The sequence below is a fragment of the Pseudomonas sp. MDT1-16 genome (genome assembly GCF_054898115.1).
In genome coordinates this window covers 5571574-5596480 of the sequence record NZ_CM142717.1, presented here as the reverse complement: position 1 = coordinate 5596480, position 24907 = coordinate 5571574, and the positions used below count along the sequence as shown (strand labels likewise).

Annotated in this window: 24 protein-coding genes; 16 read left to right on the top strand and 8 right to left on the bottom strand. The window is 59.1% G+C overall.

Annotated elements, in window-relative coordinates; genetic code table 11:
• The first annotated feature begins 49 nt into the window (after positions 1-49).
• Positions 50-685 (top strand): pseudouridine synthase, encoded by a 636-nt coding sequence (locus tag ACYZT3_RS25855; RefSeq protein WP_282381331.1) that lies wholly within the window; start codon positions 50-52, stop codon positions 683-685.
• On the opposite strand, the gene ACYZT3_RS25850 is transcribed toward ACYZT3_RS25855, so the two are convergent.
• Positions 680-889: a DUF2788 domain-containing protein gene (locus ACYZT3_RS25850; RefSeq protein ID WP_282381329.1), complete on the bottom strand. Its 210-nt coding sequence runs from the start codon at positions 887-889 to the stop codon at positions 680-682. The two genes, ACYZT3_RS25855 and ACYZT3_RS25850, sit on opposite strands and share 6 nt — an antisense overlap.
• A 117-nt stretch (positions 890-1006) precedes the next feature.
• Positions 1007-1486, bottom strand: a complete 480-nt coding sequence (locus ACYZT3_RS25845) for an Lrp/AsnC family transcriptional regulator (protein ID WP_054052470.1) — start codon at positions 1484-1486, stop codon at positions 1007-1009.
• A 447-nt stretch (positions 1487-1933) separates the two neighbouring features.
• Here ACYZT3_RS25845 and ACYZT3_RS25840 point away from each other — a divergent pair, with 447 nt between their 5' ends.
• Positions 1934-2947 carry a DUF6515 family protein gene (locus tag ACYZT3_RS25840; RefSeq protein WP_282381325.1) on the top strand — a complete coding sequence of 338 codons (1014 nt, stop codon included), beginning with the start codon at positions 1934-1936 and terminating at the stop codon, positions 2945-2947.
• Here the strand turns inward: ACYZT3_RS25840 and ACYZT3_RS25835 are convergent.
• The gene (locus tag ACYZT3_RS25835) at positions 2932-3837 is read right to left on the bottom strand and encodes a cation diffusion facilitator family transporter (RefSeq protein ID WP_282381323.1); all 906 of its coding nucleotides are present in this window, start codon (positions 3835-3837) and stop codon (positions 2932-2934) included. The two genes, ACYZT3_RS25840 and ACYZT3_RS25835, sit on opposite strands and share 16 nt — an antisense overlap.
• 41 nt (positions 3838-3878) lie before the next feature.
• The gene (locus ACYZT3_RS25830) at positions 3879-4298 is read right to left on the bottom strand and encodes a polyribonucleotide nucleotidyltransferase (protein WP_282381321.1); all 420 of its coding nucleotides are present in this window, start codon (positions 4296-4298) and stop codon (positions 3879-3881) included.
• 362 nt (positions 4299-4660) lie between these two features.
• On the opposite strand from ACYZT3_RS25830, the gene hrpB reads away from it, so the two are divergent.
• Positions 4661-7177, top strand: a complete 2517-nt coding sequence (gene hrpB, locus ACYZT3_RS25825) for an ATP-dependent helicase HrpB (protein ID WP_462031030.1) — start codon at positions 4661-4663, stop codon at positions 7175-7177.
• 3 nt (positions 7178-7180) lie between these two features.
• Here hrpB and ACYZT3_RS25820 read toward each other — a convergent pair whose 3' ends face one another.
• Positions 7181-8101: a LysR substrate-binding domain-containing protein gene (locus tag ACYZT3_RS25820; RefSeq protein ID WP_282381354.1), complete on the bottom strand. Its 921-nt coding sequence runs from the start codon at positions 8099-8101 to the stop codon at positions 7181-7183.
• 225 nt (positions 8102-8326) lie between these two features.
• On the opposite strand from ACYZT3_RS25820, the gene ACYZT3_RS25815 reads away from it, so the two are divergent.
• From ACYZT3_RS25815 to ACYZT3_RS25795, 5 genes are all read left to right on the top strand, one after another.
• A complete protein-coding gene (locus tag ACYZT3_RS25815; protein ID WP_462032427.1) occupies positions 8327-9820 on the top strand; it encodes an aldehyde dehydrogenase in 1494 nt (497 codons plus the stop codon).
• Between the two features lie 31 nt (positions 9821-9851).
• Positions 9852-11222 carry an aspartate aminotransferase family protein gene (locus ACYZT3_RS25810; RefSeq protein WP_462031029.1) on the top strand — a complete coding sequence of 457 codons (1371 nt, stop codon included), beginning with the start codon at positions 9852-9854 and terminating at the stop codon, positions 11220-11222.
• Positions 11223-11597: 375 nt separating this feature from the next.
• Positions 11598-12584, top strand: coding sequence for an ABC transporter substrate-binding protein (locus ACYZT3_RS25805; RefSeq protein WP_462031028.1), 987 nt, complete (start codon positions 11598-11600; stop codon positions 12582-12584).
• Between the two features lie 9 nt (positions 12585-12593).
• Entirely contained in the window at positions 12594-13397 is an 804-nt protein-coding gene (locus ACYZT3_RS25800) for an ABC transporter permease (RefSeq protein WP_462031027.1), read from the top strand.
• The gene (locus tag ACYZT3_RS25795; protein ID WP_282381313.1) at positions 13385-14221 is read left to right on the top strand and encodes an ABC transporter ATP-binding protein; all 837 of its coding nucleotides are present in this window, start codon (positions 13385-13387) and stop codon (positions 14219-14221) included. The genes ACYZT3_RS25800 and ACYZT3_RS25795 overlap by 13 nt, the downstream gene beginning before the upstream one ends.
• A gap of 7 nt (positions 14222-14228) precedes the next feature.
• On the opposite strand, the gene ACYZT3_RS25790 is transcribed toward ACYZT3_RS25795, so the two are convergent.
• Positions 14229-15308, bottom strand: coding sequence for an endonuclease/exonuclease/phosphatase family protein (locus ACYZT3_RS25790; protein WP_462031026.1), 1080 nt, complete (start codon positions 15306-15308; stop codon positions 14229-14231).
• A gap of 255 nt (positions 15309-15563) precedes the next feature.
• A complete protein-coding gene (locus ACYZT3_RS25785; RefSeq protein WP_449645750.1) occupies positions 15564-16238 on the bottom strand; it encodes a YciC family protein in 675 nt (224 codons plus the stop codon).
• 175 nt (positions 16239-16413) lie between these two features.
• Between ACYZT3_RS25785 and ACYZT3_RS25780 the strand changes: the two genes are divergently transcribed.
• From ACYZT3_RS25780 to ACYZT3_RS25755, 6 genes are all read left to right on the top strand, one after another.
• Positions 16414-17175: a DUF2076 domain-containing protein gene (locus ACYZT3_RS25780; protein WP_462031025.1), complete on the top strand. Its 762-nt coding sequence runs from the start codon at positions 16414-16416 to the stop codon at positions 17173-17175.
• 137 nt (positions 17176-17312) lie between these two features.
• Positions 17313-17792 carry a LabA-like NYN domain-containing protein gene (locus ACYZT3_RS25775; protein WP_236483033.1) on the top strand — a complete coding sequence of 160 codons (480 nt, stop codon included), beginning with the start codon at positions 17313-17315 and terminating at the stop codon, positions 17790-17792.
• 22 nt (positions 17793-17814) lie between these two features.
• A complete protein-coding gene (locus ACYZT3_RS25770; protein ID WP_462031024.1) occupies positions 17815-18426 on the top strand; it encodes a 3'-5' exonuclease in 612 nt (203 codons plus the stop codon).
• Positions 18427-18888: 462 nt separating this feature from the next.
• Entirely contained in the window at positions 18889-19404 is a 516-nt protein-coding gene (locus tag ACYZT3_RS25765) for a BRO-N domain-containing protein (RefSeq protein WP_462031023.1), read from the top strand.
• Positions 19405-19814: 410 nt separating this feature from the next.
• Entirely contained in the window at positions 19815-21197 is a 1383-nt protein-coding gene (locus ACYZT3_RS25760) for an AAA family ATPase (RefSeq protein WP_462031022.1), read from the top strand.
• A gap of 18 nt (positions 21198-21215) precedes the next feature.
• Positions 21216-21854, top strand: coding sequence for a hypothetical protein (locus ACYZT3_RS25755; protein ID WP_462031021.1), 639 nt, complete (start codon positions 21216-21218; stop codon positions 21852-21854).
• A gap of 67 nt (positions 21855-21921) precedes the next feature.
• Here ACYZT3_RS25755 and ACYZT3_RS25750 read toward each other — a convergent pair whose 3' ends face one another.
• Complete coding sequence (locus tag ACYZT3_RS25750; RefSeq protein WP_462031020.1) at positions 21922-22371, bottom strand: Lrp/AsnC family transcriptional regulator; 450 nt, start codon at positions 22369-22371, stop codon at positions 21922-21924.
• Between the two features lie 163 nt (positions 22372-22534).
• Here ACYZT3_RS25750 and yedA point away from each other — a divergent pair, with 163 nt between their 5' ends.
• Together yedA and ACYZT3_RS25740 are read left to right on the top strand one after the other, a co-directional pair.
• Positions 22535-23461, top strand: a complete 927-nt coding sequence (yedA, locus tag ACYZT3_RS25745) for a drug/metabolite exporter YedA (RefSeq protein ID WP_282381293.1) — start codon at positions 22535-22537, stop codon at positions 23459-23461.
• Between the two features lie 78 nt (positions 23462-23539).
• Entirely contained in the window at positions 23540-24874 is a 1335-nt protein-coding gene (locus ACYZT3_RS25740) for a DEAD/DEAH box helicase (RefSeq protein WP_282381292.1), read from the top strand.
• Positions 24875-24907 lie beyond the last annotated feature (33 nt).

The following is a 24907-nucleotide window of genomic DNA, read 5'->3' as shown; positions in this document are numbered from 1 at the left end:
GTCGGGGCACTAGCATTAGCAGTCCTGACCGTTAGATGTTGTTTTCCCCATGTCCCGTCCCCCGCGTCCTCCTTCCCGCCATCCAGGTGCGAAGCCAGCTCCTTCAGCCCCGCGTCGTGTCGCCAAAGCGCCGCCGGCCGAGCCGAAGCTGATTCTGTTCAACAAACCGTTCGATGTGCTAACGCAATTCAGCGACGGCGAAGGGCGGGCGACGCTCAAGGATTTCATCGAGATTCCCGGGATTTACCCGGCAGGACGGCTTGACCGTGACAGCGAAGGTTTGCTGCTGCTGACCAACGACGGCCAGCTTCAGGCGCGGATCGCCGACCCGAAACACAAACTGGCCAAGACCTATTGGGTGCAAGTGGAAGGCGAGCCGAGTGCCGAGCAATTGCAGCGTTTGCGCGATGGCGTCGAGCTGAATGACGGTATGACCTTGCCAGCCGAGGCGCGACAGTTGGAAGAGCCCGAGCTGTGGCCACGCAATCCGCCGGTGCGGTTTCGCAAAAGCGTGCCGACCCGCTGGCTGGAGCTGGTGATTCGCGAAGGGCGCAACCGTCAGGTACGGCGCATGACCGCGGCGGTGGGGTTGCCGACATTGCGCCTGGTGCGGGTCAAAATTGGCGACTGGACCATCGAAGGGCTTGATCAGGGCCAGTGGAAGGAAGTGCCGGCGCGTTTATAACGAGCCGGATTCGATCAGGCCGATCACCACGCTTTTGATCACGAACGCGGCCACGCCCAGGCCGAGTACGGAAAACAGAATGAACGAGCCAAAGCGCCCGGCCTTGGACTTCTTCGCCAGGTCCCAAACGATGAAACCCATGAAAATGATCAGGATGCTGACCAGGCTGGTCATCATCCACTCTTCGAATACTGCAGGATCCATCGAACATCTCCAGCGCTGGCGGGGCTAAAAGGCGCTGGAGTATACGTCATGGGGGATTGGCCGGGCATTGACCTGCGGCAGTGTGTCGCAGCTATTCGTCGCCCTGGTAGTGATCGTTCAGCCGCGCAAATGAGTCAACGGCAACTCGGTACTATTGAGCACCTGGTTCAACACAAAACTCGACCGCACACTCGTCACCCCTTCAATCCGTGTGAGATGCCCCAGCAGCAATTTCTGATAATGGTCCATGTCCGGCACCACCACCTTGAGCTGATAGTCGGCATCCATTCCGGTCACCAAACTGCATTCCAGCACCTGCGGCAACGTACGAATGGCCGCTTCGAAGTTTTCGAAACGCTCCGGTGTGTGTCGGTCCATGCCGATCAACACGTAAGCCGTCAGGCTCAGGCCGAGCATCTTGCGGTCCAGCAGGGCCACCTGACGGGAGATGTAACCGTCGTCTTCCAGCTGCTTGACCCGTCGAGAGCATGGCGAAGGGGAAAGGCCGATGCGTTCGGCCAGCTCCTGGTTGGAGATGCGCGCGTCACGCTGCAATTCCGCCAAAATGCTCAGGTCGTATCGGTCGAGTTTGCTCATCAATCAGGCCTTTGTCATAACTATTGCGGCGGATTATCTATCCAGGGTTAAAAATTGCGCAAGTGATGTTTATTTGAGCAATCTTCGCAATCCTCTGCTGGCGCCGCGAGCCTATTCTTATCACCAGAATCACTGCTCGGACAAACAGTCCAGTGCGGCTCGCCCAATCAGGCCAGCTGCGGTCGCCACCCCCACAGGGGATGAGCCGGCCCCCGAGCTACACACTGTCCAGAAGACGGCGTGAGGTGAGCCGACGTCAAAAGCGTCGAGCACGGACGAAGTTCTCAAAGGGAGGCCGACGGGTCTCCCTTTTCTTTTGCCCGGAATTTGGCATGCCCTAGATAAAGTCTTCCTCAATAAATAAGTGGAGGGCTGATAACCTGTTGCAGAACCGGCCGGTGCTTTCCCAGTCTTACGTACAGGCCCTAACCCGCAGTGAGGAAAAGCATGAAGTCGCGCATCTGGCGTTTGGCCGGTGTTGGTTTGCTGTGTGTATGTGTCACTGCGCAATCGCTGGCCGATGAGCCGCAAAACCGGGGTCCCGATGGTGGACAACGTGGCTCGGACGGCCATCAGGGAAACAATCAGGGCCATGGCGGCGATAATCAGCAGCAGAATCAATCGCGTCCGCAGAACAACGACATCATTCGTGGCGACAACAGTCGCCAGTTCGAGCACAACGGCCAGAATCAGCAGAACCGTCAGCCGCACGACTACAACAGTCCGGTTCGACCACCACCGCCGCCGCCGCAACTACCGGCCAATGACCTGCCGATCCAGGGTCGGCCCGACACCGTGCGCCAGACCCAGCAGCCGCAGCGTGGTTACTATCAGGACGTGCCGCGGCGCAACGATAACAACCCGCATTGGCAGAACAACGGTCCGCGTCCCAATGACCATCGCTGGACCGGTCGCCCGGATGGGCACGGTAATGGCTGGGGCTCCGGCCCGCAGTACCGACCCGGTCATGTGATCGATCGCTTCCCGGACCGTGATTACCGCGTGCCCTATCGTGGGCAGGATTACTTCTACTCCGGCGGCTACTGGTATCGCCCGCTCGGCCCGCGTTATGTAGTGGTGCAGCCTCCACGCGGGATTCGCACCCGCTACTTGCCCGATTACGCGCGTGAAGTGTGGATCGGCGGTGCGCTGTTGTTCCTGGCGGCCGGCTCGTATTACGCCTATCAGGACAGCACTCAGGATTACATCGTGGTCGAGCCGCCCGTGCAACCGCAGCTGCAACCGGTCAGCAATAGTTATGACGTGGTGGCGTATCCAGCCAACGGTCAGTCGCCGGAGCAGGTCAACCAGGACGGTTACGAGTGCTATCAATACGCAGTGCAGCAGAGTGGCTTCGATCCGCGAACGGCCACCTACCAGCCGGACCCCTCGGTGGTGCAAGCCTACCGCCAGGCCCAGGGCAACTGCCTGAGCAGTCGCGGTTATCAGGTGAGTTTCTGAGCCCTGGTGGTCTGCACCACTTCCTGCGGGTCGGCGTGCACCAGTACTTCGGCTCGCGGGTAGGCGGCATGAATAGCATCGGCGGCTTGGTCGCTGATGCCGTGAGCGACTGACAGGGTCAAATCCCCCGGTAATTCCAGATGCAACTGCACGAACCACTGGCTACCGGAAATCCGTGTACGCAAGTCGTGCGCCCCCAATACTCCCGGTACGCCGCAGGCCAGTTCGAGCATGTGCTGGCTGACGTCCGACGGCAGTTCTTCATCCATCAGCACCGTAAAACTTTCCCGGCCGATCTGAATCGCGCTCCAGAGAATGTAGACGGCGATCGCCAATCCAAACCAAGGGTCGACCTGATGCCAGCCAAACCCGGCGAGCACCAGCGCCACCAGAATGCTGCCGTTGAGCAGCATGTCCGAGCGGTAATGCAGAGAGTCGGCGCGCACCGCGTTGGAGCCGGTCGCCTTGACGACCCGATGTTGCAACATCAGCAGGGCCAGCGTCAGCACCAGGGAAAACACGATCACCCCGATGCTGATCCATGGCGCCCCCACCGGTTCCGGGTGTTTGAGTCGATCGATCGCCTGCAAGGCAATCAGCACAGCACTGCCACCAATGAACAACGCCTGAGCCATGCCTGCCAGCGACTCGGCCTTGCCGTGACCATAACGGTGATCGTCGTCGGCCGGGCGCAAGGCGTAATGCACCGCAAGCAAGTTGAGCAGCGAGGTGACGCCGTCGAGGGTCGAGTCGGTCAGCCCGGCGAGCATGCTCACCGAACCGCTCAACCACCAGGCGATGGCTTTGGCGACGATCAGCGTACACGCCACCGCGACCGAGGCGCGGGTCGCCAGCCGCAACAGGCGGGCGTGTTCGGAGCTTGCGATCATAGGGGCGGCTTGTCCTTTAAGTGTTCCTTCACAGGCACGGATTACGCGGCAGGTTGCAGGCCGAACATGGCCAGTTGCTGCGCGCTGCCCTTATGCTGAATCAGACGCGGGTCGTCCAGCGGGAAGCTACGTCCCAGTTCGGTTTCGAGAATAGTCTGCAACTTGTGGTTATCGACCTTGCCGTCGGCGCCGATGGCTTCCTTGAGTTTTTCCGGGGCCACTTGGGTGGTCTTGCCGGGCTCGAAGTAAATCGCGCCAGTGGCGAAGTCCACGGCAAACGCGATCAGGCCGGGAATGATGTAGAACAGCAGGCCCACGGCATCGAGCGCGGCGATGGCCGGGTCGATCTTGCCGTCGATCTGACCACGACGGTCAGGGTAGAAAATCGATCCGCAAGCGGTCACTTGCGTCAGCAACGTCGCGACCAATACACCGCCAATCAAGCGAAAGGGAATACGCATATGAAATCTCCTGAGTCATCTGGAAAACGAAGCGTCGTCGATATGAATTAGGACAGCAACGAGCGACAAGCAGTTCGCCGTTATACTCGCGCCGGCAGGGCGTGCCCACAGTAAATTGCGCCCTCGTCTCACCCCCACTGGAATTGTTGAGGATTGATGTTGTTTTTTCCAGATCGACAACGCGCGACGGCTGATAAATTTTATCGGGGTTCGGCCCTCCGGGCTGAAGCTGTGGACGCGCCATGCTGCGTTGCGGAACTTGGTAAGGAAACGACCCTTACCGGCGTCCCGCGCCTTGCCTGGCACGCCCACAGCTTCAACGCGACTCGCAATTTACTGTGGGCACGCCCTGGGGACCCAGCATGATTTCTTTGCCGATTGATGAAGTTTTACCCGCCCTGCGTGAAGCCTTGGCTACACGCCACGAAGCCGTGCTCGAAGCACCGCCCGGTGCCGGTAAAACCACCCGCGTGCCGTTGGCCTTGCTCAACGAGCCCTGGTTGGCCGGGCAGACCATTCTGATGCTCGAACCGCGCCGGTTGGCGGCGCGGGCGGCGGCGGAGCGCTTGGCCAGTGAGCTGGGCGAGAAGGTCGGTGAAACCGTCGGTTATCGCATTCGTCTCGACAGCAAAGTCGGCCCCAACACCCGTATCGAAGTGGTCACCGAAGGCATCCTCACCCGGCGTTTGCAGGACGACCCGGCGCTGGAAGGTGTGGGTTTGCTGATCTTCGACGAATTCCACGAACGCAGCCTCGACGCCGACCTGGCGTTGGCCTTGAGCCTGAATGGCCGCGAGCTGTTTCGTGATGATCAAGCGCTGAAGATCCTGTTGATGTCGGCAACCCTTGAAGGCGAACGCCTGGCGGGGTTGCTGGATGACGCGCCGATCTTGCGCAGCGAAGGTCGCATGTACCCGGTGGCGATGCGCTGGGGCCGACCGTTCCAGCCCGGTGAATTCATCGAGCCACGTCTGGTACAGACCATCCTTGAAGCCTTGAATGATGAAACCGGCAGCGTGCTGGTGTTCCTGCCGGGGCAGGCGGAAATCCGTCGGGTGCATCAGCAACTCGCCGATGCGCTGGGCGCGAGCACGCAGGTGTTGCTCTGCCCATTGCACGGTGAACTGGACCTGGCCGCGCAACGCGCCGCGATCGACCCGGCACCGGCAGGCTTTCGCAAAGTGGTGCTGGCCACCAACATCGCCGAGACCAGTCTGACCATCGACGGCGTGCGCGTAGTGATTGATGCCGGGTTGGCGCGAGTGCCGCGGTTCGATCCCGGTAGCGGCATGACCCGCCTCGACACCCAACGTATTTCTCGCGCCAGCGCCACTCAGCGTGCGGGTCGGGCAGGGCGCTTGGAACCGGGCGTGTGTTATCGGTTGTGGTCGCTGGATCAGCACGAACAATTGGCGGCCTACGCTAGCGCGGAAATCCTTTCGGCGGACCTCGCCGGTCTGGCATTGCAACTCAGTCGCTGGGGCGTTACGCCGGGGCAGTTGGTTTGGCTCGACGTACCGCCCGCGGCGGCATATGCACAGGCTCAAGATCTGCTGGAGCGCTTGGGCGCATTGGACGGTGAAGCATTGACCCGGCACGGTCAGGCCATGGCCGAACTGCCGGCTCATCCGCGCATCGCGCATTTGTTGTTGCGCGGTCAGGCGCTCGGCTTGGCCGACATGGCGTGCGATGTCGCGGCCTTGCTCGGTGAGCGGGATATTTTGCGTGGCGCCGGCGCGGATCTGCACAGCCGATTGGTGTTGTTGTCCGGCGAAGAACGGGCCGCACGCGGCGCTCAGGGTGGCGTGCAAAGGGCTCGGCAATTGGCGCGGCAGTACCGCGGTTACCTGCGGAGTAAAGCATCGGAGCCGGTCAGCGATCCGGATCATCCGCGTTGGCTCGGCGCGCTGTTGGCGTTGGCCTATCCGGATCGGGTCGCCCAACAGCGCCGGGCCGGTGGTGCGGAATATCGTTTGGCCAACGGTCGTGCAGCGCTGTTTGCCGAAGCCGACAGTTTGATGAAGCAACCCTGGCTGGTGATCGCCGACCTCGGCAGTCGTCAGGGCCAGCGTGAAGAACGAATTTATCTGGCGGCGGATTTCGATCCGGCGCTGTTCGATTCGGTGCTGGCCGAACAGGTGCGCTGCGTCGATCAACTGGATTGGGACGAGCGTGAAGGCGTGTTGCGGGCCGAGCGTCAGCGCAAGGTTGGTGAATTGATCCTCAGCCGCGAACCCCTGACCGGCCTCGATGAAACGGCCCGCAGTCAGGCACTGGTCAATCTGGTGCGACGCAAAGGTCTGGAGCTGTTGCCGTGGACGCCAGAACTGCGTCAATGGCAGGCGCGGGTGGCGTTGTTGCGGCAGCTGGACCTCGGCAGTAAGGAGCAGAGTGAATGGCCGGATGTCAGCGATGCTGCGTTGCTCAAAAGCCTCGAACAGTGGCTGATGCCGTATCTGGGGAGAGTTTCGCGGCTCAGCCATTTCGCCAATCTGGACCTGTCGAGCATTGTTCATAACCTATTGCCGTGGCCGCTGCCGCAACGGCTCGATGAGCTGGCGCCGCATCATCTGAGCGTGCCGTCGGGTTCGTCGATTCGTCTGGATTACAGCGAGCAGCCGCCGATTCTGGCGGTGCGGTTGCAGGAGCTGTTCGGTCTGGCCGAAACCCCGCGGATTGCCGGTGGTCGGCAGGTGGTCAAACTGCATTTACTGTCCCCGGCGCGACGGCCGGTGCAGGTGACCCAGGACCTGGCAAACTTCTGGCGCAGCACGTATGCCGAGGTGAAGAAGGACTTGAAGGGTCGGTACCCCAAGCACTACTGGCCGGATGATCCGCTGGTGGCTGAAGCAACGGCGCGAATCAAGCCCCGCAAATAATCGCTAAGGCCTGGCCCCGGCCTTGGCGGTGAGTTGCTCCCGGCAATAATCCGCAAACAACTGCGCGGGTTTGGTCAACTGCCCGCGCTTGAGCCACGCCGCCACCAGCCCTGAGCCGGTGACGTCTTCGACGATGTCCACGCACACCACTTTCTGGCCGTCATAGGTGCATTCCGAATGCGGCCGGGTGACCAGGATCGAGAAACCGAACCCTTGCCCGACCATCCCCCGCACCATCTCGATCGACGGTGAGCTGAAGGCAATGTTCGGCGTCAGCCCCAACTCTTCGAACAAGCTGACGAAGTAGGTCCGGCTCGGTTGCACATCCAGCAGAATCATCGGCTCCAGGCACAGATCGCGCAGCGACACTTGCTTGAGCTGAGCAAAGCGATGATCCGCCGGCAACAACGCATAAGGGCGCTGCGCCGGCATCAGCGGTTCGGTCTGGATGGTGGCGTCGAGGTCGTGTTCGTACAGGATCGCCAGGTCGAAGGTGCCCGACGTCAGGCCTTGCACCAGCTCTTGCTGCTCGCCGTCGCGGATGCGGATTTTCACCCCCGGGTACAGCGCCGAGAACCCGGCAATCAACTGTGGCAGGTACAGCGGAGCGACCGTTTCGAAGCAACCGATATCGATTTGCCCGGCCACCACGTCGTTGTCGGCGAGGGCGTTCTGTTCGAACTCCTTGGCCATGCGCAGCAGATCCTGGGCCTTTCGATAAAAGCGCGCGCCGCTCGGGGTCAAGGACACGCCCTGGGCATGATGACGGATCAGCAGTTGCACGCCGAAGCTGTCCTCCAGGCCTTTGATCGCCGTGGAGATCGCCGGCTGGGCGATGTACAGCTTACGCGAAGCCTCGGCGACACTGCCGCAATCAACGGTGGTGATGAAGTATTTCAATTGACGCAGGTTGTAGGCAGCCACGGCAAACCTCGGGGTGGATGGACTCGACATCCAGGCAATTTTTGCGCCGACTGCATCCGTTCTGACGACGGTGTTGTTATGCCTGAACAATAACCACATACCGCGCCACCGGGGAGATTGGCTGCCCAGTTTTTTCATGGTCTGCGAAGATATTTTTACTATTTTTCCTGGACACGGGCCTGGGCCACCATCCAGACACAAGAAAAGTCCATGGAGCATCTGAACGTGTTCGAGCTTGCATATTGGCAAAACAAAGCTGCCGCGCTGCGGTTACCCGACCAGGCCGTCATCGACGGCAAATCTCGCTCGGCGCAGTCGGGCCAGACTTTCGCAGCGATCAATCCGGCCACCGGCCAGTGTCTGGCAAATGTGACTGCGTGCGGCGATGAAGAGGTGAACGCCGCGGTCAGCAATGCGCGGCAAGTGTTCGAGGCCGGGACCTGGTCGGCGCGATCGCCGGGCGAGCGCAAGCAAGTGCTGCTGCGCCTCGCCGACCTGATCATGGCCCACCGCGAAGAACTGGCGCTGCTCGATTCGCTGAACATGGGCAAGCCGGTGATGGACGCCTACAACATCGACGTACCGGGCGCCGCCGGGGTGTTTCGCTGGTACGCCGAAAGTCTCGACAAACTCTACGACCAGATCGCCCCCAGCGCGCAAAACGTGTTGGCAACCATCACCCGCGAGGCGCTGGGCGTGGTCGCTGCGGTGGTGCCGTGGAATTTCCCGTTGGACATGGCCGCCTGGAAACTCGCTCCCGCGCTGGCGGCGGGCAATTCAGTGATCCTCAAACCCGCCGAGCAATCACCGTTTTCCGCGTTGCGTCTGGCCGAGCTGGCGCTGGAAGCCGGCTTGCCAGCCGGCGTGCTGAACGTGCTGCCGGGGCTCGGCGAGCAGACCGGCAAAGCCCTCGGTTTGCACCCGGATGTCGATTGCCTGGTGTTCACCGGCTCCACCGAAGTGGGCAAGTATTTCATGCAGTACTCCGCGCAATCGAACCTGAAACAGGTGTGGCTGGAGTGCGGCGGCAAGAGCGCCAATCTGGTGTTCGCCGATTGCCAGGACCTCGATCTGGCGGCGCAGAAAGCCGCATTCGGGATCTTCTTCAATCAGGGTGAAGTGTGTTCGGCCAACTCGCGGTTGCTGGTGGAACGTTCGATCCATGACGAGTTCGTCGAGCGCCTCAAGGCGCAGGCCGAGTGCTGGCAGCCGGGTGATCCGCTGGACCCGTCGAGCCGCGCCGGGGCGATTGTCGACAGCCGTCAGACCGCGCGCATCATGAAGTTTATTCAGCAGGCTGAGCGCCACGGTGCAACGAAGGTGTGCGGTGGGCGGCAGTCGATTTTCCACGGTTCCGACAACTTCATCCAGCCGACGATTTTCACCGGCGTGAGCCCGGACATGCCGCTGTTTCGCGATGAAGTGTTCGGCCCGGTGCTGGCGGTCACGGCGTTTGATGACGAGGCTCACGCCTTGCAGCTGGCCAACGACAGCGTCTACGGATTGGCGGCCTCGCTGTGGACCGATGATCTCAATCGTGCCCACCGCGTGGCGCGGCAATTGCGAGCAGGCACGGTGTCGGTCAACAGCGTCGATGCGCTGGACGTGACCGTCCCTTTCGGCGGCGGTAAACAATCCGGTTTCGGCCGCGACCTGTCGCTGCATTCATTCGATAAATACACGCAGTTGAAAACCACCTGGTTTCAGCTGCGCTCATAACAGCCGCTAATAACAAAACGGAGAACTGGCGATGACCACACCACGTGAAACCCGCGACTACCAGGCCGCCGACGCTGCGCACCACATCCACGCATTCGTCGATCAAAAAGCGCTCAACGATGAAGGCCCTCGGGTGATGGTCCGTGGCGAGCGTCTGCACCTGTGGGACAACGATGGTCGGCGTTACCTCGACGGCATGTCCGGGCTGTGGTGCACCAACCTCGGTTACGGGCGCAAGGATCTGGCGGCTGCAGCGACCCGGCAGCTGGAACAGTTGCCGTACTACAACATGTTTTTCCACACCACCCACCCACAGGTCATCGAGCTTTCGGAGTTGCTGTTCAGCCTGTTGCCGGGGCACTACAGCCACGCGATCTACACCAACTCCGGCTCCGAAGCCAACGAGGTGCTGATCCGCACCGTGCGTCGTTACTGGACGATTCTCGGCAAGCCCGAGAAGAAAATCATGATCGGTCGCTGGAACGGTTACCACGGCTCGACCTTGGCGGCGACGGCGCTCGGTGGCATGAAGTTCATGCACGAAATGGGCGGCATGCTCCCCGACATCGAGCACATCGACGAGCCGTACTTTTTCGCCCACGAGGGCAATCTGACCCCGGCTGAATTTGGCCTGCGGGCGGCGCAGCAACTGGAAGCGAAGATTCTCGAACTGGGTGCCGACAAGGTCGCAGGGTTTATCGCCGAACCGTTCCAGGGCGCCGGCGGAATGATCTTTCCGCCGGAGAGTTACTGGCCGGAGATTCAACGAATCTGCCGCCAGTACGACGTGCTGTTGTGCGCCGATGAAGTGATCGGTGGCTTCGGTCGTACCGGTGAATGGTTCGCCCACGAGCACTTCGGTTTCGAGCCGGACACCTTATCCATCGCCAAGGGGTTGACCTCGGGTTACATCCCCATGGGCGGTCTGATTCTGTCGAAGAAAATCGCCCAGGTATTGGTGGAGCAGGGCGGGGTGTTTGCCCACGGCTTGACCTACTCCGGGCACCCGGTGGCGGCGGCGGTGGCCATCGCCAACCTCAAGGCCTTGCGTGATGAAGGGGTGGTGACGCGGGTCAAGGATGACATCGGCCCGTACCTGCAACAGTGCTTGCGCGAGGTATTCGGCAATCACCCGTTGGTGGGCGATATTCAGGGTGTCGGCATGGTCGCGGCGCTGCAGTTGGCGGAGGACAAAACCAGTCGCAAGCGCTTCGCCAATGAGAACGACATTGCCTGGCGTTGCCGCACGATCGGCTTCGAAGAAGGGGTGATTATTCGCTCGACGCTGGGGCGGATGATCATGGCGCCGGCGTTGATTGCCAGTCGCGAAGAGGTTGATGAGTTGGTCGGCAAGACCCTCAAGGCAGTCGATCGCACGGCGCAGGAATACGGCCGACTCTGAGCTCCACTGATCGTTCCCACGCTCTGCGTGGGAATGCCTCAATGGACGCTCTGCGTCCGCTTTGGGACACGGAGCGTCCCGGGCTGCATTTCCCACGCGGAGCGTGGGAACGATCATCGTCTCACCTTTTGCACCCACCCCGTGCACCCCCGCCAACACTGCCCTTTTACCGCGCACGCTACCCAGTTTTTTCATCACTCCCATCGACATATTTCCTAATTTTCCTAATCCCCGCCTTGGGCCAACATCGACCTCGCCAGTCAGCCAAACGCTGACCACCGAAAGGTCCATCAGAGACCTCAGGTTGCTTCTGCTCCAAGGCCACTGGCCGTACTGCCCATGACAAAACTAAATCAACAGCTTTGGGAGTGCTCCATGATCAAGTCCTTGCTTACCCGCTTCGCTCATCCACTGGCGGTCACCGCCATCGCCGCGACGGTCGCTACCAGCGCCCAGGCCGGCACCCTGTCCATCGGCCACACCACGTGGGTCGGATATGGCACGCTCTACCTGGCCCGGGATCTGGGCTACTTCAAGGAAAACGGTCTGACCGTCGAATTGCCCGTCGTCGAAGAGGCTTCGATGTACATGGCTGCGCAAGCCTCGGGAGAGTTGTCGGGCTCGGCGTCGACCATCGACGAAGTGCTCAAGTACCGCCCGCAATTTTGCTTCAAAGCGGTGGCCGCACTCGATGACAGCCATGGTGGCGACGGCGTGCTCGTGGGCAAGGACGTCAAGAGTCTGCAGGAGCTGAAGGGCAAAGCCGTGGCGGTGAACGAAGGTTCGACCTCGCAGTTCTGGCTGTCGTACTTGCTGAAAAAACACGGCATGAAAATGAGCGACATCACCGTGCAGAACATGACCGCCGACGATGCCGCCACCGCGTTCATCGCCGGTCGCGTGCCGGCCGCCGTGACCTGGGAACCGCATCTGTCGATGGTCCGCAACAAGCAACAAGGCAAGGTGCTGATCGACAGCAGCAGCACGCCGGGAGTGATTGTCGACGTGGTCGCGCTTAACTGCACGGTCATCGAGAAGCAGCCGGAAGACGTCAAGGCGTTGGTGGCTGGTCTGTACAAAGCGGTCCAGTACACCAAGGACCATCCAGAAGAAGCCTATAAAATCATGGCCAAAGGCGTCGGCGGTTACCTCGCCGATCCGAAGGAGCTGGCGGCTGCCGCACAAGGCGTGCGCTTTTACGATCAGGCCATGAGCGAAAAACTCTTCGGCTCGCCAGGCAAACCGGGCGACAGCGCACCGCTGATCAAACTGGCCAACGAGACCGCCAGTGAATTGCAGGGCAAACCCTACAACGTCAGCAATGACGACCTGATCGACAACCGCTTCGTCAGCCCGCTCTAGGAGGTCCGCATGTTCAAGCGCAATTCATGGCTGAGCCGCTGCATCACGCCCAAGACCGGTTTGCCGGTTTCGGTGATTTGGAGCGCGAGCGGTCTGGCCTGGGTGTTGTTGATCGGCCTGTGGGCCGGATTGTCTTACGGCGGCGTGGTGCCGGGCATGTTCTTGCCGACACCGGGCGCGGTGGTCGAGGCCGCCGTGCGCCTGAGCCGCGACGGCACCCTCGGCCTGCATGTATGGGCCAGCCTCGAAGTGGTGATGGTCGGTTTCATCGTCTCGTCGTTGGTGGCGGTGCCGCTGGGGTTGCTGATGGGCAGCTTTCGCATCGTCCAGGCGTTCCTTGAGCCGATGGTCAATTTCATCCGCTACCTGCCGGTCACTTCGTTCGTGCCGTTGTTCATTTTGTGGATCGGCATCGGTCTGGAGCAGCGGGTCTCGGTGATCATCTTCGGCGTGTTTTTCCAGCAACTGGTGATGATCGCGGACGTGTCCAAAGGTATCTCCAAGGACCTGATCAACGCGTCTTACACCTTGGGTTCGAACCGCCGCGATGCGGTGCTGCATGTGATTGCCCCGGCGTCGTTGCCGGGTGTGCTCGATGCCTTGCGCGTGACGATGGGCTGGGCCTGGACTTACCTGGTGGTCGCCGAGCTGGTTGCGGCGTCCAGCGGCCTGGGTTACCTGAGCCTTAAAGCCATGCGCGGCTTTCAAGTGGATGTGATCTTTCTGGCCATCGCGATCATCGGCCTGTTGGGCCTGGTCACCGATCAACTGTTTCGTTTCCTACGTCTGAGGATCACCGCATGGGCTCAGTAAGCGCCGTCAACCCGCGTTTCATCACGCCACAGGCGGCCCCGGTGCACGCCGCGCCACGGCTGCAAGTGGACAAGGTCAGCCTGCGTTATCAGAAGCCTGATGGCGGAATATTCACAGCGTTAGAGCAGGTGTCTTTCGAAGTGCCGGATCAACAATTCGCCGTACTGGTCGGGCCTTCGGGCTGCGGCAAGTCGAGTCTGCTGTATCTCACGGCAGGTCTGAATGAGCCCACGGAAGGCGAAATCTACGTCGGCGGTCAGCACGTGCAGGGCCCGGGCGCGGATCGCGGCATGGTGTTCCAGAGCTATACGCTGTTCCCGTGGCTGACCGTGCGCCAGAACGTCGAGTTCGGCCTCAAGCGTCGCGGCATGGCGGCCGCCCAGCGCAAGGATATCGTCGACTACTACGTCAACGAAGTGGGTCTGACCGGGTTCGCCGATAACTACGCCAAGCAGCTTTCCGGCGGCATGATGCAGCGCGTCGCCATTGCCCGGGCGCTGGCCAACGACCCGCAAATCCTGCTGATGGACGAGCCCTTCGGCGCACTCGACAGCCAGACGCGCCTGCAAATGCAGCAGCTGTTGTTGCGGGTCTGGGGCAACAGCAAGAAGACTGTGTTGTTCGTGACCCACGATATCGACGAGGCGATTCTGCTGGGTGACCGGGTCTACGTGATGGGGGCCAGGCCTGGGCGGATCAAGCAGATTCTGGACGTACCGATCGAGCGCCCACGGACCCTGGACAGGGTCATGGAGCGCTCGTTCATCGACATGAAGCGCAAGATCTTCGGGTTATTGCACGATGAGCTGGAGGAGGAGCATTGATTCAGCCCTAAGGCGCCGCAGGCAAGAGGAACCGTGCGATCACCGGCAAGTGATCGGAAATGCGCAAGGTGTCGTCCTGCCTCACCATCGCCTCGACCCGTTTGATCCGTGGACTGTAGAACAGGTAGTCGACCGTCCGGTCCGGGCCGTTCAAGCCCGGATCGTTCGGGTAGTGGGTCAGCCACCGCGCTCGATCAATGCCGCTGGCTTCGTTGTTGGTCGGGATCATCGGGTACTTGTCCCACAGCACATGCAGCGCACTGTCGGCGGAGTAGGGCGTGCGTTGCTCATCGGGCAGGCGTCGATATTGCCCCAGCGGCAACAGGTTGAAGTCCCCGCCGATCAACCACGGCGTGCCGCGGCTTTCGAACGTGTCGAGGACTTTGGCCACGGCCGTCACCTGGGCTTGCAGCGTTTCGTCGGGCTGGGTAACGCGGTCCAGATGGGTGTTGAGCACCGCTACCTGACCGCCGTCGCTCAACGGCAGATAGGTGACCAGCAAGGCGTTTTTCGGTTTGAACTGGCGGGTGACGAAGTTGGCCGGCGCGACCGGTAATTGAAGGCGTTCGGCGTGCTCGATCTGATAGCGGCTGAGGGCGGCCAGTTGCCGGCCGACGCTGCCGAAAATGTGCGACTCAGGCACGAAATCGGCTTTCCAGTCGAAGGCATGAGCGCTGCACGGATAAAGGTCCGCGACCCGCTCCTGAAGCAGCGTGAACTGGTTTTGGTAATCACTGGCCTTGGCGCCGTCATCGATCTCCTGCAACAGCACGACATCCGGTTGCTCGTCGCGGATCACCCGCGCCACTTCATCGAGGCTGAAGGCCATGTCATCGGGCGTGGGTTTTTCGTCATTGCCGGCCGCCAGGTCATTCCAGAATACGTAGCGTTTTCCCGCCAGGTACTGGACGTTCCAGGTCATCACCTTCAGCGCCTGACCGGGCACCAGCGTCGGTGCCTGGGCGTTGCAACTGACCGGTAATGCTTCCTTGGGTTCGGGACGCCAGGTCAGGTTGTAGATCAGCAAGGCAATCAGGCCGGTCATCATCAACAGGCCCAGCAGGGTGTAGCGCAGTAGACGGGTCATGGCTCGGCTTATAGCGTTACAAAAGTTGACCCCGAGCATAACCGAGCATCCGGCTTAAGCCCAAGGGCGAAACGGCATACCCATCAATTAGCCGTGACACGCCCCTGTAGCAGCTGGCGAAGCCTGCGTTCGGCTGCGAAGCAGTCGTTAAACCGGCTCACGCGATTTACCTGATTCACCCTGAGCACTGATTTTGCGACTGCTTCGCAGCCGAACGCAGGCTGCGCCAGCTGCTACAAGGGGCGCGTCGTCTAGTCAGAGCGGCCCGTCAATTTTTTCGGGCACATCGCTGATCAGCATGAACAAGCGGAACAGCACCACGCTGGTGAACAGTTGCAGGAAGCTGTGAGCACTGTCGATCAGCAGAGAAAACACCGGGTTCTGCGGCTCTGGGTAAACCGCGAGGGTCGCGCCCTTGAGTAGCCACAACGGCGCCATCACGCACAAAATGCACACCAGAATGCGCAGGAAGTGGCCGCGGGTCAGGCGCAGGCTTTCCTTCATCGCCGCCAGCGGGGCCAGGCCGCGTAGCACCAACAGGTATTCGCCAAACGCCAGGGTCACCATCAGCCAGATGCCCGGCAGGAAATACAGCGACAGGCCGATCAGGATCAGCAGGGTATTGAGGGCGGTGAGCAGGGCGAAGCGCGGCCACAGGGTCGCGGACATCGCCAGCAGGTCGCGATTGCGCGGCGATTCGCCACGGCTGCGGGCATCGAGAAACAGGATCAGTGCGCCGGTGTAAAGCGGGTAGACCAGCAAGCCGACCATCACGCTGATACCAGGAAAACTGTCCGGCTCGGTGGAGTGGTCGACCACCAGTTGCAACAGCGCCTCGAAGATCACCAGCGGCAGGCACAGCCGAACGATCTGGCCCAGATTGCGTTTGAAGAAATACAGAGAGTCACGCAGTACATCGAACGAATTCATCAGTCGGTATCGCAGGTTGGAAGCAGTGGCACACTTTAACCGATGAAGCGCTTTGGGGCGCAAACGTAAACGTTCGGTAAAGACCATTGAAACATCCTGCATCAACCTCCATTAGAGGGGTGTCCCTTATCCACAGTGGATAGGGCAGATATTCCCGGCAATCTACGAGGTCGCCATGAACAGCGAAGAACAAACCCTGATCGATGGACTGTTTTCCCGGCTGCAACAGGCCGAAACGGACTCAGCCCCGCGCGACGCCCAGGCTGAGGCGCGGATCAAGGAACATCTGACTCGCCAGCCAGCGGCAGGCTATTTCATGACCCAGGCGATTCTGGTGCAAGAGGCGGCCATCAAGAGCCTCGACGAACAGAACAAGCAGCTCGCCCAGCAAATCCAGCAATTGCAGGCCGAACTGCAGCAGGCCAAAGCTCAGCCGGCGGTTCCGGCAACCAGCGGCGGCTTTCTATCGAGCATATTCGGTGGCGGTTCCCGTGATTCGCAGCCTGCTCCAACCCAAAGCCCACCCGCATCGAGCGGTGGCGGCTGGCGTGAACCGGCGGGGCCGTCGTTCAATTCGCAGCCGCCACAACAGAACTTCGGCTCAGCGCCTCCTCAGCAGAATGACGCTGCGCAACAGCCTGCCGGCAGCGGTTTCCTCGGTGGTGCGCTGAAAACCGCAGCCGGTGTGGCCGGTGGCGTGATGCTGGCGCAAGGCATCAGCAGCCTGTTCCACCACAATCAGCAGCCGGAAGTGGCTGAAGTCATCAAGGAAGAACCGGCTCAGGTCAATGATCAGAGCGACAGCGGCAATGGCGGAGGCGATGATCAGCGCGTGGCTGGTAACGATTCTTACAGCAATGATCAGGGCGGCTTTACCGACGCCGACTATAGCGATGACAGCTCATCGTTCTTCGGCGACGACGATTCCTTCGTCTGATACGCCATTCGTCTGGAGCGCTCTGGCGCTTCGGACCGATTATTCGCGGAACAATCCTTCGGGCTGGCATACTGGACCACTTTTCGGGCCTGGTGCCTGATCCTGCCCGCGCTCCGGCGCGCTAATGAGGATGACCGGTGAAAAAAATCGCAGTGTTCGCCGATGTCCAGAACCTCTATTACACCGTGCGTCAGGCTTATGGTTGCCACTTCAACTATGCCGCCCTGTGGGCTGACATCAGCAAACAGGGGCAGATCGTCGAGGCCTATGCCTACGCGATCGATCGTGGCGACAGCAAACAGCAGCAATTCCAGCAGATCCTGCGCAACCTCGGTTTCACCGTGAAGCTCAAGCCCTACATCCAGCGCAGCGATGGCTCGGCCAAGGGCGACTGGGACGTGGGCATCACCCTCGATATCATGGACGCCGCCGATCATGTCGACGAAGTGGTGCTGGCCTCCGGTGACGGTGATTTCGACATGCTGCTGGAGCGCATCATCACTAAACACGGGGTGCAAGCAGTGGCCTACGGCGTGCCGGGCCTGACGGCCAACTCGCTGATCCGCGCCGCCAGCCGCTACGTGCCGATCGAAGGCGCGTTGCTGCTCAAGAATTGATTTTTACGGAGTTGAAACAGGTTTGGAACGCATAGCAGTCATCGACTTTGAAACCACCGGGATCTCCCCGAGCAGCAGCTGCCGGGCCACGGAAATTGCCGTGGTGATCCTTGAACAGGGGCGCATCGTCGAGCGTTACCAGAGCCTGATGAATGCCGGCGTGCGCGTCCCGGCCTTTATCGAACAACTCACCGGCATCAGCAACGCCATGCTGCGCACCGCGCCGTCGGCCGAGCAGGTAATGAACGAAGTCAACGAGTTCGTCGGCATCACACCGCTGCTGGCGCACAACGCCGCGTTCGACCAGAAGTTCTGGGACTTTGAACTCGGCCGCATCAAGCGCACACGCTTGCAGAACTTTGCCTGCTCGCTGCTACTCGCCCGCCGTTTGATGCCCGCCGCGCCGAACCACAAACTTGGCACCCTCACCACGTTTGCCTGCCTGCCCAACACCGGCAAGGCTCACCGGGCCATGGCCGATGCCGAGATGGCGGCCAACCTGACGGCGCACCTCGCGCAGGAACTGCGGCACAAGCACGGGTTGCGCGAGTTGTCGCATGATCTGCTGGTCAGCTTGCAGAAAGTGCCGGCGGCGAAGATCAATGAGCATCTGAAGCGCCATCGCGGGTTTTGAATCGCACATAAACCCTGTGGGAGCGGGCAAGCCCGCTCCCACAGGGGCTGTGTCCTATCAAACCTCTCCATTCCCTTCCAGCTGCCCCAACGGCGCCCGTTTCTCTATTGCGATGCTGGTTTATTGGTGTGTTTAAAGCTGCCTCTGGCTCGACGATCGATCCTACCGAACTTTAGGGATTGTCCGTCTTGCTCCCCATCTGGAGCATCGATAACCTCTGGGACGTCGCTGCCAATTCAGCGACCGGGACTGCAAGCCCGCCGATAGTTTGTGAGGAGGCCACATGCGCACCTATAATCGCGTCGCTTTAATTAGCGACCATCGATTTATGGTAGCTGTGTGCGGGAGACCTTCGGGTCTGCCGGGATTGGTCTCCTACTCGGTCTTGCAGACCCGCGCACAGCTGCCACCCATCATCTGCAAGTGATGCTGGCAGCTCCGACTTTCTATAGGAGATCCGCCATGGCTAAAGTTACCTCCAATCCCCCTGAAGACTCTGCGCAAGCAGCTACGAGCGCAGCTCACTTCATTCCAAAAACATTCATCCGTCACCACATCCAGCTGCGAGCACTGTTACTGCATGCTGAAGCGTGGTTCTGCGCCCGCGATATCGGCCGGTTGATGGGAGTAGATATAAACGGGAGACAAGCGCTCAAGCTTGATGCGGATCAGCGGCGGATGATGTGTTTGTCCGAAAGCGACGACTCGCAAGAGACATTGATGCTGAGTGAGTCGGGCGTGTACGCGATGTTGGTCTATCACTACTGCCCGGAAAACCGCCATTTACGGCGTTGGTTGACCCACCATGTGGTGCCGATGTTGCGGGAGGAGGCGGGACCCGTATCGACCCAAACGCCGCATATGCGGGTGATGGAGTGGGCCGGCGGAACGCTGCGGCTGCTGCATTGGCGGAAAGAACCTTGGGTTCGTCTGCGCGATATGCCGAGTTTGTTGTCTGCAGGTTATAGCGGCGTTTGACACATCGCTTCGCCGGCAAGCCCACCCCGCAAGTACGATGTTGTGCCTGTGGTGCGGTTTGCCGGCCCGAGTGACTAGTCTATTTCGCATGATTTGTTCTCCCGCTTGCGAGAAGCGCCTTCGGTGAAGATCAATGAGCAGTGAAGGGCAGCGAAGAATTTTACTAAGGCAAATTACGGGTTGATTTCAAACCTTGTTATCGTTTTTTTCGTGGCTAAATTTCTCAGAATTATGCGTATCTGCAAGGTAGGCTAGGTCGGTATGTACGGAGCTATGCCTGAGTACGTCCCATAGGTGCTAGTGTCGTCAGCTCTGGATATCGACACGTATTTTTTCTTCGCTTGAGTCCAGCGGTCACTTCAAAGATACTCCAGTAGAATTTAGCCACTGCTCGATGACAGAGAGCTCATATGCTTACCAAACTCGAAGCTCATGGTTTCAAAAATCTCCTTGAATTTTCTGTATCTTTCGGCCCTTTTAATTGTATCGCAGGGCTCAATGGTGTTGGGAAGTCGAATATTTTTGATGCTATAAAATTTCTATCACTGCTTAGCGATAAGTCGATTGTCGAGGCAGCGTTAGCTGTTCGAGACTCTGAGTCTACTGATCCTTTAGATATTTTTTGGACTAATGGAGACTACCGAGTTGAGAGCTTAAAACTCGCCGTTGAAATGATTGTTCCATTAGATATTGTTGATGACTTTGGTCGTAAGGCTCAAGCTACGTCCACGTTTCTGCGCTACGAGGTGGAGATTGCTAGAGACCCATCAGAGGAAAAGTCGGGATCTCTAGGTTTGTATCTTTCTCGAGAAACGCTTGTTCATATAAATAAGGGCGAAGCTACCAATCTTTTGCATTTTCCTTTGAGTGTTTCGCAATTTCGTGATCAGGTTGTCTTGAACAAGCGAAAGGGTGCTGGTTTTATTTCGACCCAAAAAGTAGATGACGGAGTGGTAGAGATACATTTACATCAGGATGGTGGTAGTAGCGGGCAGCCGCAGAAAATTCCTGCTAGATATATTCCAAAAACAGTGGTTGCTAACACTAATAGTGCCGTTTGGCCAACTATATTAGCCGCGCGACGGGAAATGCAGTCGTGGCGTTTTCTGTCTTTAGAACCGAGCGCCATGAGGCGTTCAAATAAGATGCACGAAGAAACTAGCGTTGGAGCCGATGGCGGAAGACTGGCCGCGGCATTGCATAAGTTGCATCGTAAAGATGCAAATGTTTATTCGCGAATTGCTAGCCGTCTTTCTGAGATAGTGCCTACAACGGACGTGAGAGTTGATGTTGATCAGGTCCGGCAGCTGTTGACTGTTGAGGTTAAAGAACGCTCCGGCGCTTTTTTACCTGCTCGTGCACTTTCAGATGGGACGCTGCGCTTTATGGCTTTGTGTATCATGGCTGAAGACCCTGACTTCAAGGGGTTACTGTGCTTCGAGGAACCGGAAAATGGTATTCATCCAGCAAAAATGGGTGCGATGCTGTCTTTGTTGAAAGAGTTGGCTGTTGATACTAACTATCCGGTAGGAGAAGACAATCCTATGCGCCAGATATTAATTGCTACGCATTCTCCAGTGCTAGTTAAGTTGGAGACTCCAGATGACTTGATTTATGCGGACGTCGTTAAGGTGCGTGGTCCCGATGGGATGCCGGCATCTACAATTCGCTGCAAAAGTCTGCGCGAAAGTTGGCGCTTTAAATCTGGCTCTGAGTGTATTGATAAGGGCTCAATTATAGCTTATCTCGCGCTTCCTCCGGACAGCCAAATCTCAATGGAATTTGAAGACTGAGATCAAGGACACCTAGGTATGAAAATAAGATTTGTGCTTACTGGGGAGGGATCCTCAGATCTTCGGCTGGTTGAACATATACAAACTATTCTGATTAATGAGGGATTTTCTGAAGTTAGTGGTGAGATCCCAGATTTAGGTATGTTCACGCCCGCAGTGGGGCGTTCCGTTCGGGAAAAACTTTTAGCTTTGATGAAATACTATCCTCATGCCGATTTGATACTTGTTCATCGTGATGCTGATAATGTTGGTGCAGCCGTCCGGGAACAAGAAATATGGGCTGCAAGTGAAGGGGTTGTTGATGCTGAGCGTGTCGTTCCAGTAATTCCAGTCACCATGCTTGAAACTTGGCTATTGGCTGATGTAGATGCGATAAAGCTCGTTGCCGGTAATTCAGGGTATCGTGGGGCTCTTAGTATTCCAACGATACGTCGACTCGAAGGTGCTCGAGATACAAAACAATTATTGATGGATGCTTTGTGCGAGGCTAGTGAAACGCAAGGGGCGCGACTGGGAAAATTCAAGAAGCGGTTTTCTGAGATGCGTGCTCGATTAACTGTTGACCTGAATCCCGATGGTCCCGTTAGAGAGCTGGCGTCGTATCAGGAGTTTCGCAGGAAGATAAATATATTTTCTCAGAGAAAGTTAAATGCATAAAATGGTTGGTTTAATAGTTTTGTTAACTAGTTGATCGTATCGTTTAAGTTGTGGCAGTTGGGTGTTGTTATCGTATTCCTTCCAGCTGCCCCAACGGCACGCGCTTCTCTATCGCGCTCGACAACACAATCGACGTCTTGCTGAACCCGAACTTGGCAATCCGGTTAATCAACTCTTCCAGCTCCGGCATCGATCCCACCGCCGCCTGCATGATCACGCACGGATCACCCGTCACCCGGTGGCATTCGGTCAGTTGTGGGATTTTGACCAGATCATCGTAGGCCTTCTGATTACCGTGCTGGTTCAGGCGCAGTTCGATGACGCATTGGATCGGCAATCCAAGCTTGGCCATGTCGACTTTCGCCTGGTACCCGGTGATCACCCCGCAGGCTTCGAGTTTGGCCACGCGCTCGGCCACGGCCGGGGCGGACAGGTTCACTTTGCGCGCCAGGTCGGCGTAGGACGCACGACCGTTTTCCAGCAGGGCGCTGAGGAGCGTGCGGTCGTATTTATCCATCGTGGTAATCCTGAAAAATGACTGACTTTCGAAAGCACGGTTTATAACGGCAATCTCCGTGTTTTGAAAAGTGTACCGGCGCTATAAACAGGTTTTGTAACTTATTTTACGCCGCTGGCCTTTCTAGAATAGCTGTTCACTTGTCTTGCCTACGAGCCGCCCCATGCCTGGCCTACGCCGTTTTCCCTTGCCGTTGATCGCCGCCTTTTTCGCGTTGTACGTGATTTGGGGCTCGACCTACCTGGTGATTCGCATCGGCGTGGAGTACTGGCCGCCGTTGCTGCTCGCCGGTATTCGTTTCGTGATCGCCGGGACGCTGATGTACGCGTTCCTGCGTTGGCGCGGGGCGCCGGCACCGACCTGGGCGCAGTGGAAGGCCGCCGGGATCATCGGGATCTTGCTGCTGACGTGCGGCAACGGTGCGGTCAGTGTCGCCGAACACACGGGTGTCGCTTCCGGCGTTGCCGCGCTGGCGGTGGCGACAGTGCCGCTGTTTACCTTGCTTTGCGGATACTTCTGGGGTGCGCGTAATACCCGTCTCGAATGGGCCGGGATTATGCTCGGGCTGATCGGCATTGCCATGCTCAACCTCGGCTCCAACTTGCAATCGAGCCCGCTGGGCGCCGCATTGCTGATATTCGCGGCAGCTTCCTGGGCCTTCGGTTCAGTCTGGAGCAAACATTTGCCGTTGCCCCAGGGCGCGATGGCCAGTGCCGTGGAAATGCTGGTGGGCGGCGTGGCGTTGTTGATCGGCAGTGCGCTGAGCGGTGAACATCTGGAAAGCATGCCGCCGATTGAAGGCTGGGCAGCCTTGGCCTACCTGACGGTCTTCGGTTCGATCATCGCTTTCAACGCCTACATGTACCTGTTGAAAAACGTGCGTCCGGCGGCGGCCACCAGTTATGCCTACGTCAACCCGGCGGTGGCGGTGTTGCTGGGGATCGTGTTTGTCGGTGAGACCATCGGTATTGAAGAAGGGCTGGCGATGCTGGTGATCATCAGTGCCGTAGTGTTGATCGGGTTGCCGCAGTGGCGTCGAGCTCCCGTTCGACCTGCCGTAGCGGTGCCGACAGAATCCCGTGTGAATTAGGGTAAACTGCGCGCCATTGCATCTCGTTTTGCACACTTGTTTTGAAAAACCCGCGCTGAATTTTCCTACGGTAATCCCATGACTTTCGCCTCCCTTGGCCTGATCGAACCCTTGCTGCGCTCTCTCGAGACGCTCGGCTACCAGACTCCTACGCCGGTTCAGGCGCAAGCCATTCCGGCGGTGCTGGCCGGTCGCGACCTGATGGCTGCGGCCCAGACCGGCACCGGCAAGACCGCCGGTTTCGCGCTGCCGCTGCTGCAGTTGCTGGCCATGGAAGGGCCGAAAGTTGCCTCCAACTCGGTGCGCGCCCTGATCCTGGTGCCGACCCGCGAACTGGCGGAACAGGTTCACGAAGCCGTGCGTCAGTACGCCGAGAATCTACCGTTGAGCACTTACGCGGTGTACGGCGGCGTCAGCATCAACCCGCAAATGATGAAGCTGCGCAAAGGTGTCGACGTGCTGGTGGCGACCCCGGGTCGTTTGCTCGACCTGTATCGCCAGAAGGCCCTAAAGTTCAATCAGCTGCAAACCCTGATTCTTGACGAAGCCGACCGCATGCTGGATCTGGGTTTTTCCGAGGAGCTGGGGAACATTTACCGTGTGCTGCCGAAGCAACGTCAGACGCTGTTGTTTTCCGCGACCTTCTCCGACGCGATCCGTTTGCTGGCCGGACAAATGCTCAACGATCCGTTGAGCATCGAAGTCAGCCCGCGCAACGTCGCTGCCAACACCGTCAAGCAATGGGTTGTGGTGGTGGACAAGAAGCGCAAGCCGGAGCTGTTCATCCATTTGCTGCGCAAGGGCAAGTGGAAGCAGGTGCTGGTGTTCGCCAAGACCCGCAATGGCGTGGACGCGCTGGTGGAAAAACTCCAGGGCCTGGGCATCAACGCCGACGGCATCCACGGTGACAAACCGCAGGCGACCCGTCAGCGTGCGCTGGACCGTTTCAAGGCCAGTGAAGTGCAGATTCTTGTGGCCACCGACGTCGCGGCCCGTGGTCTGGATATCGAAGATTTGCCATTGGTGGTCAACTTCGACCTGCCGATCGTGGCTGAGGACTACATCCACCGGATTGGTCGTACCGGTCGCGCGGGTGCCACCGGGCAGGCTATTTCGCTGGTCTGCGCCGATGAAGTGAATCTGCTGTCGGCCATCGAGACGTTGACCCGTCAGACATTGCCTCGCCAGATGGAGCATGACTTCGAGCCTGAGCACCGGGTGCCGGATACCGATGCCAGCGGTCAGGTGGTCAAGAAGCCGAAAAAACCGAAGAAGCCGAAGACGTCCGGCGGCGGCAAACGCAATCTGGGCAAGTGGGTTGAGAGTGGTGATGCTTCGGCGCCGGAACCTTCGATCAAGCCTGTGCGCAAGGTGCCAGTGTTTAATACTGGGCCGCGTAAGCGTAAGCCTTGATTCTCTGCGGCGTCTGTTGATCGTTCCCACGCT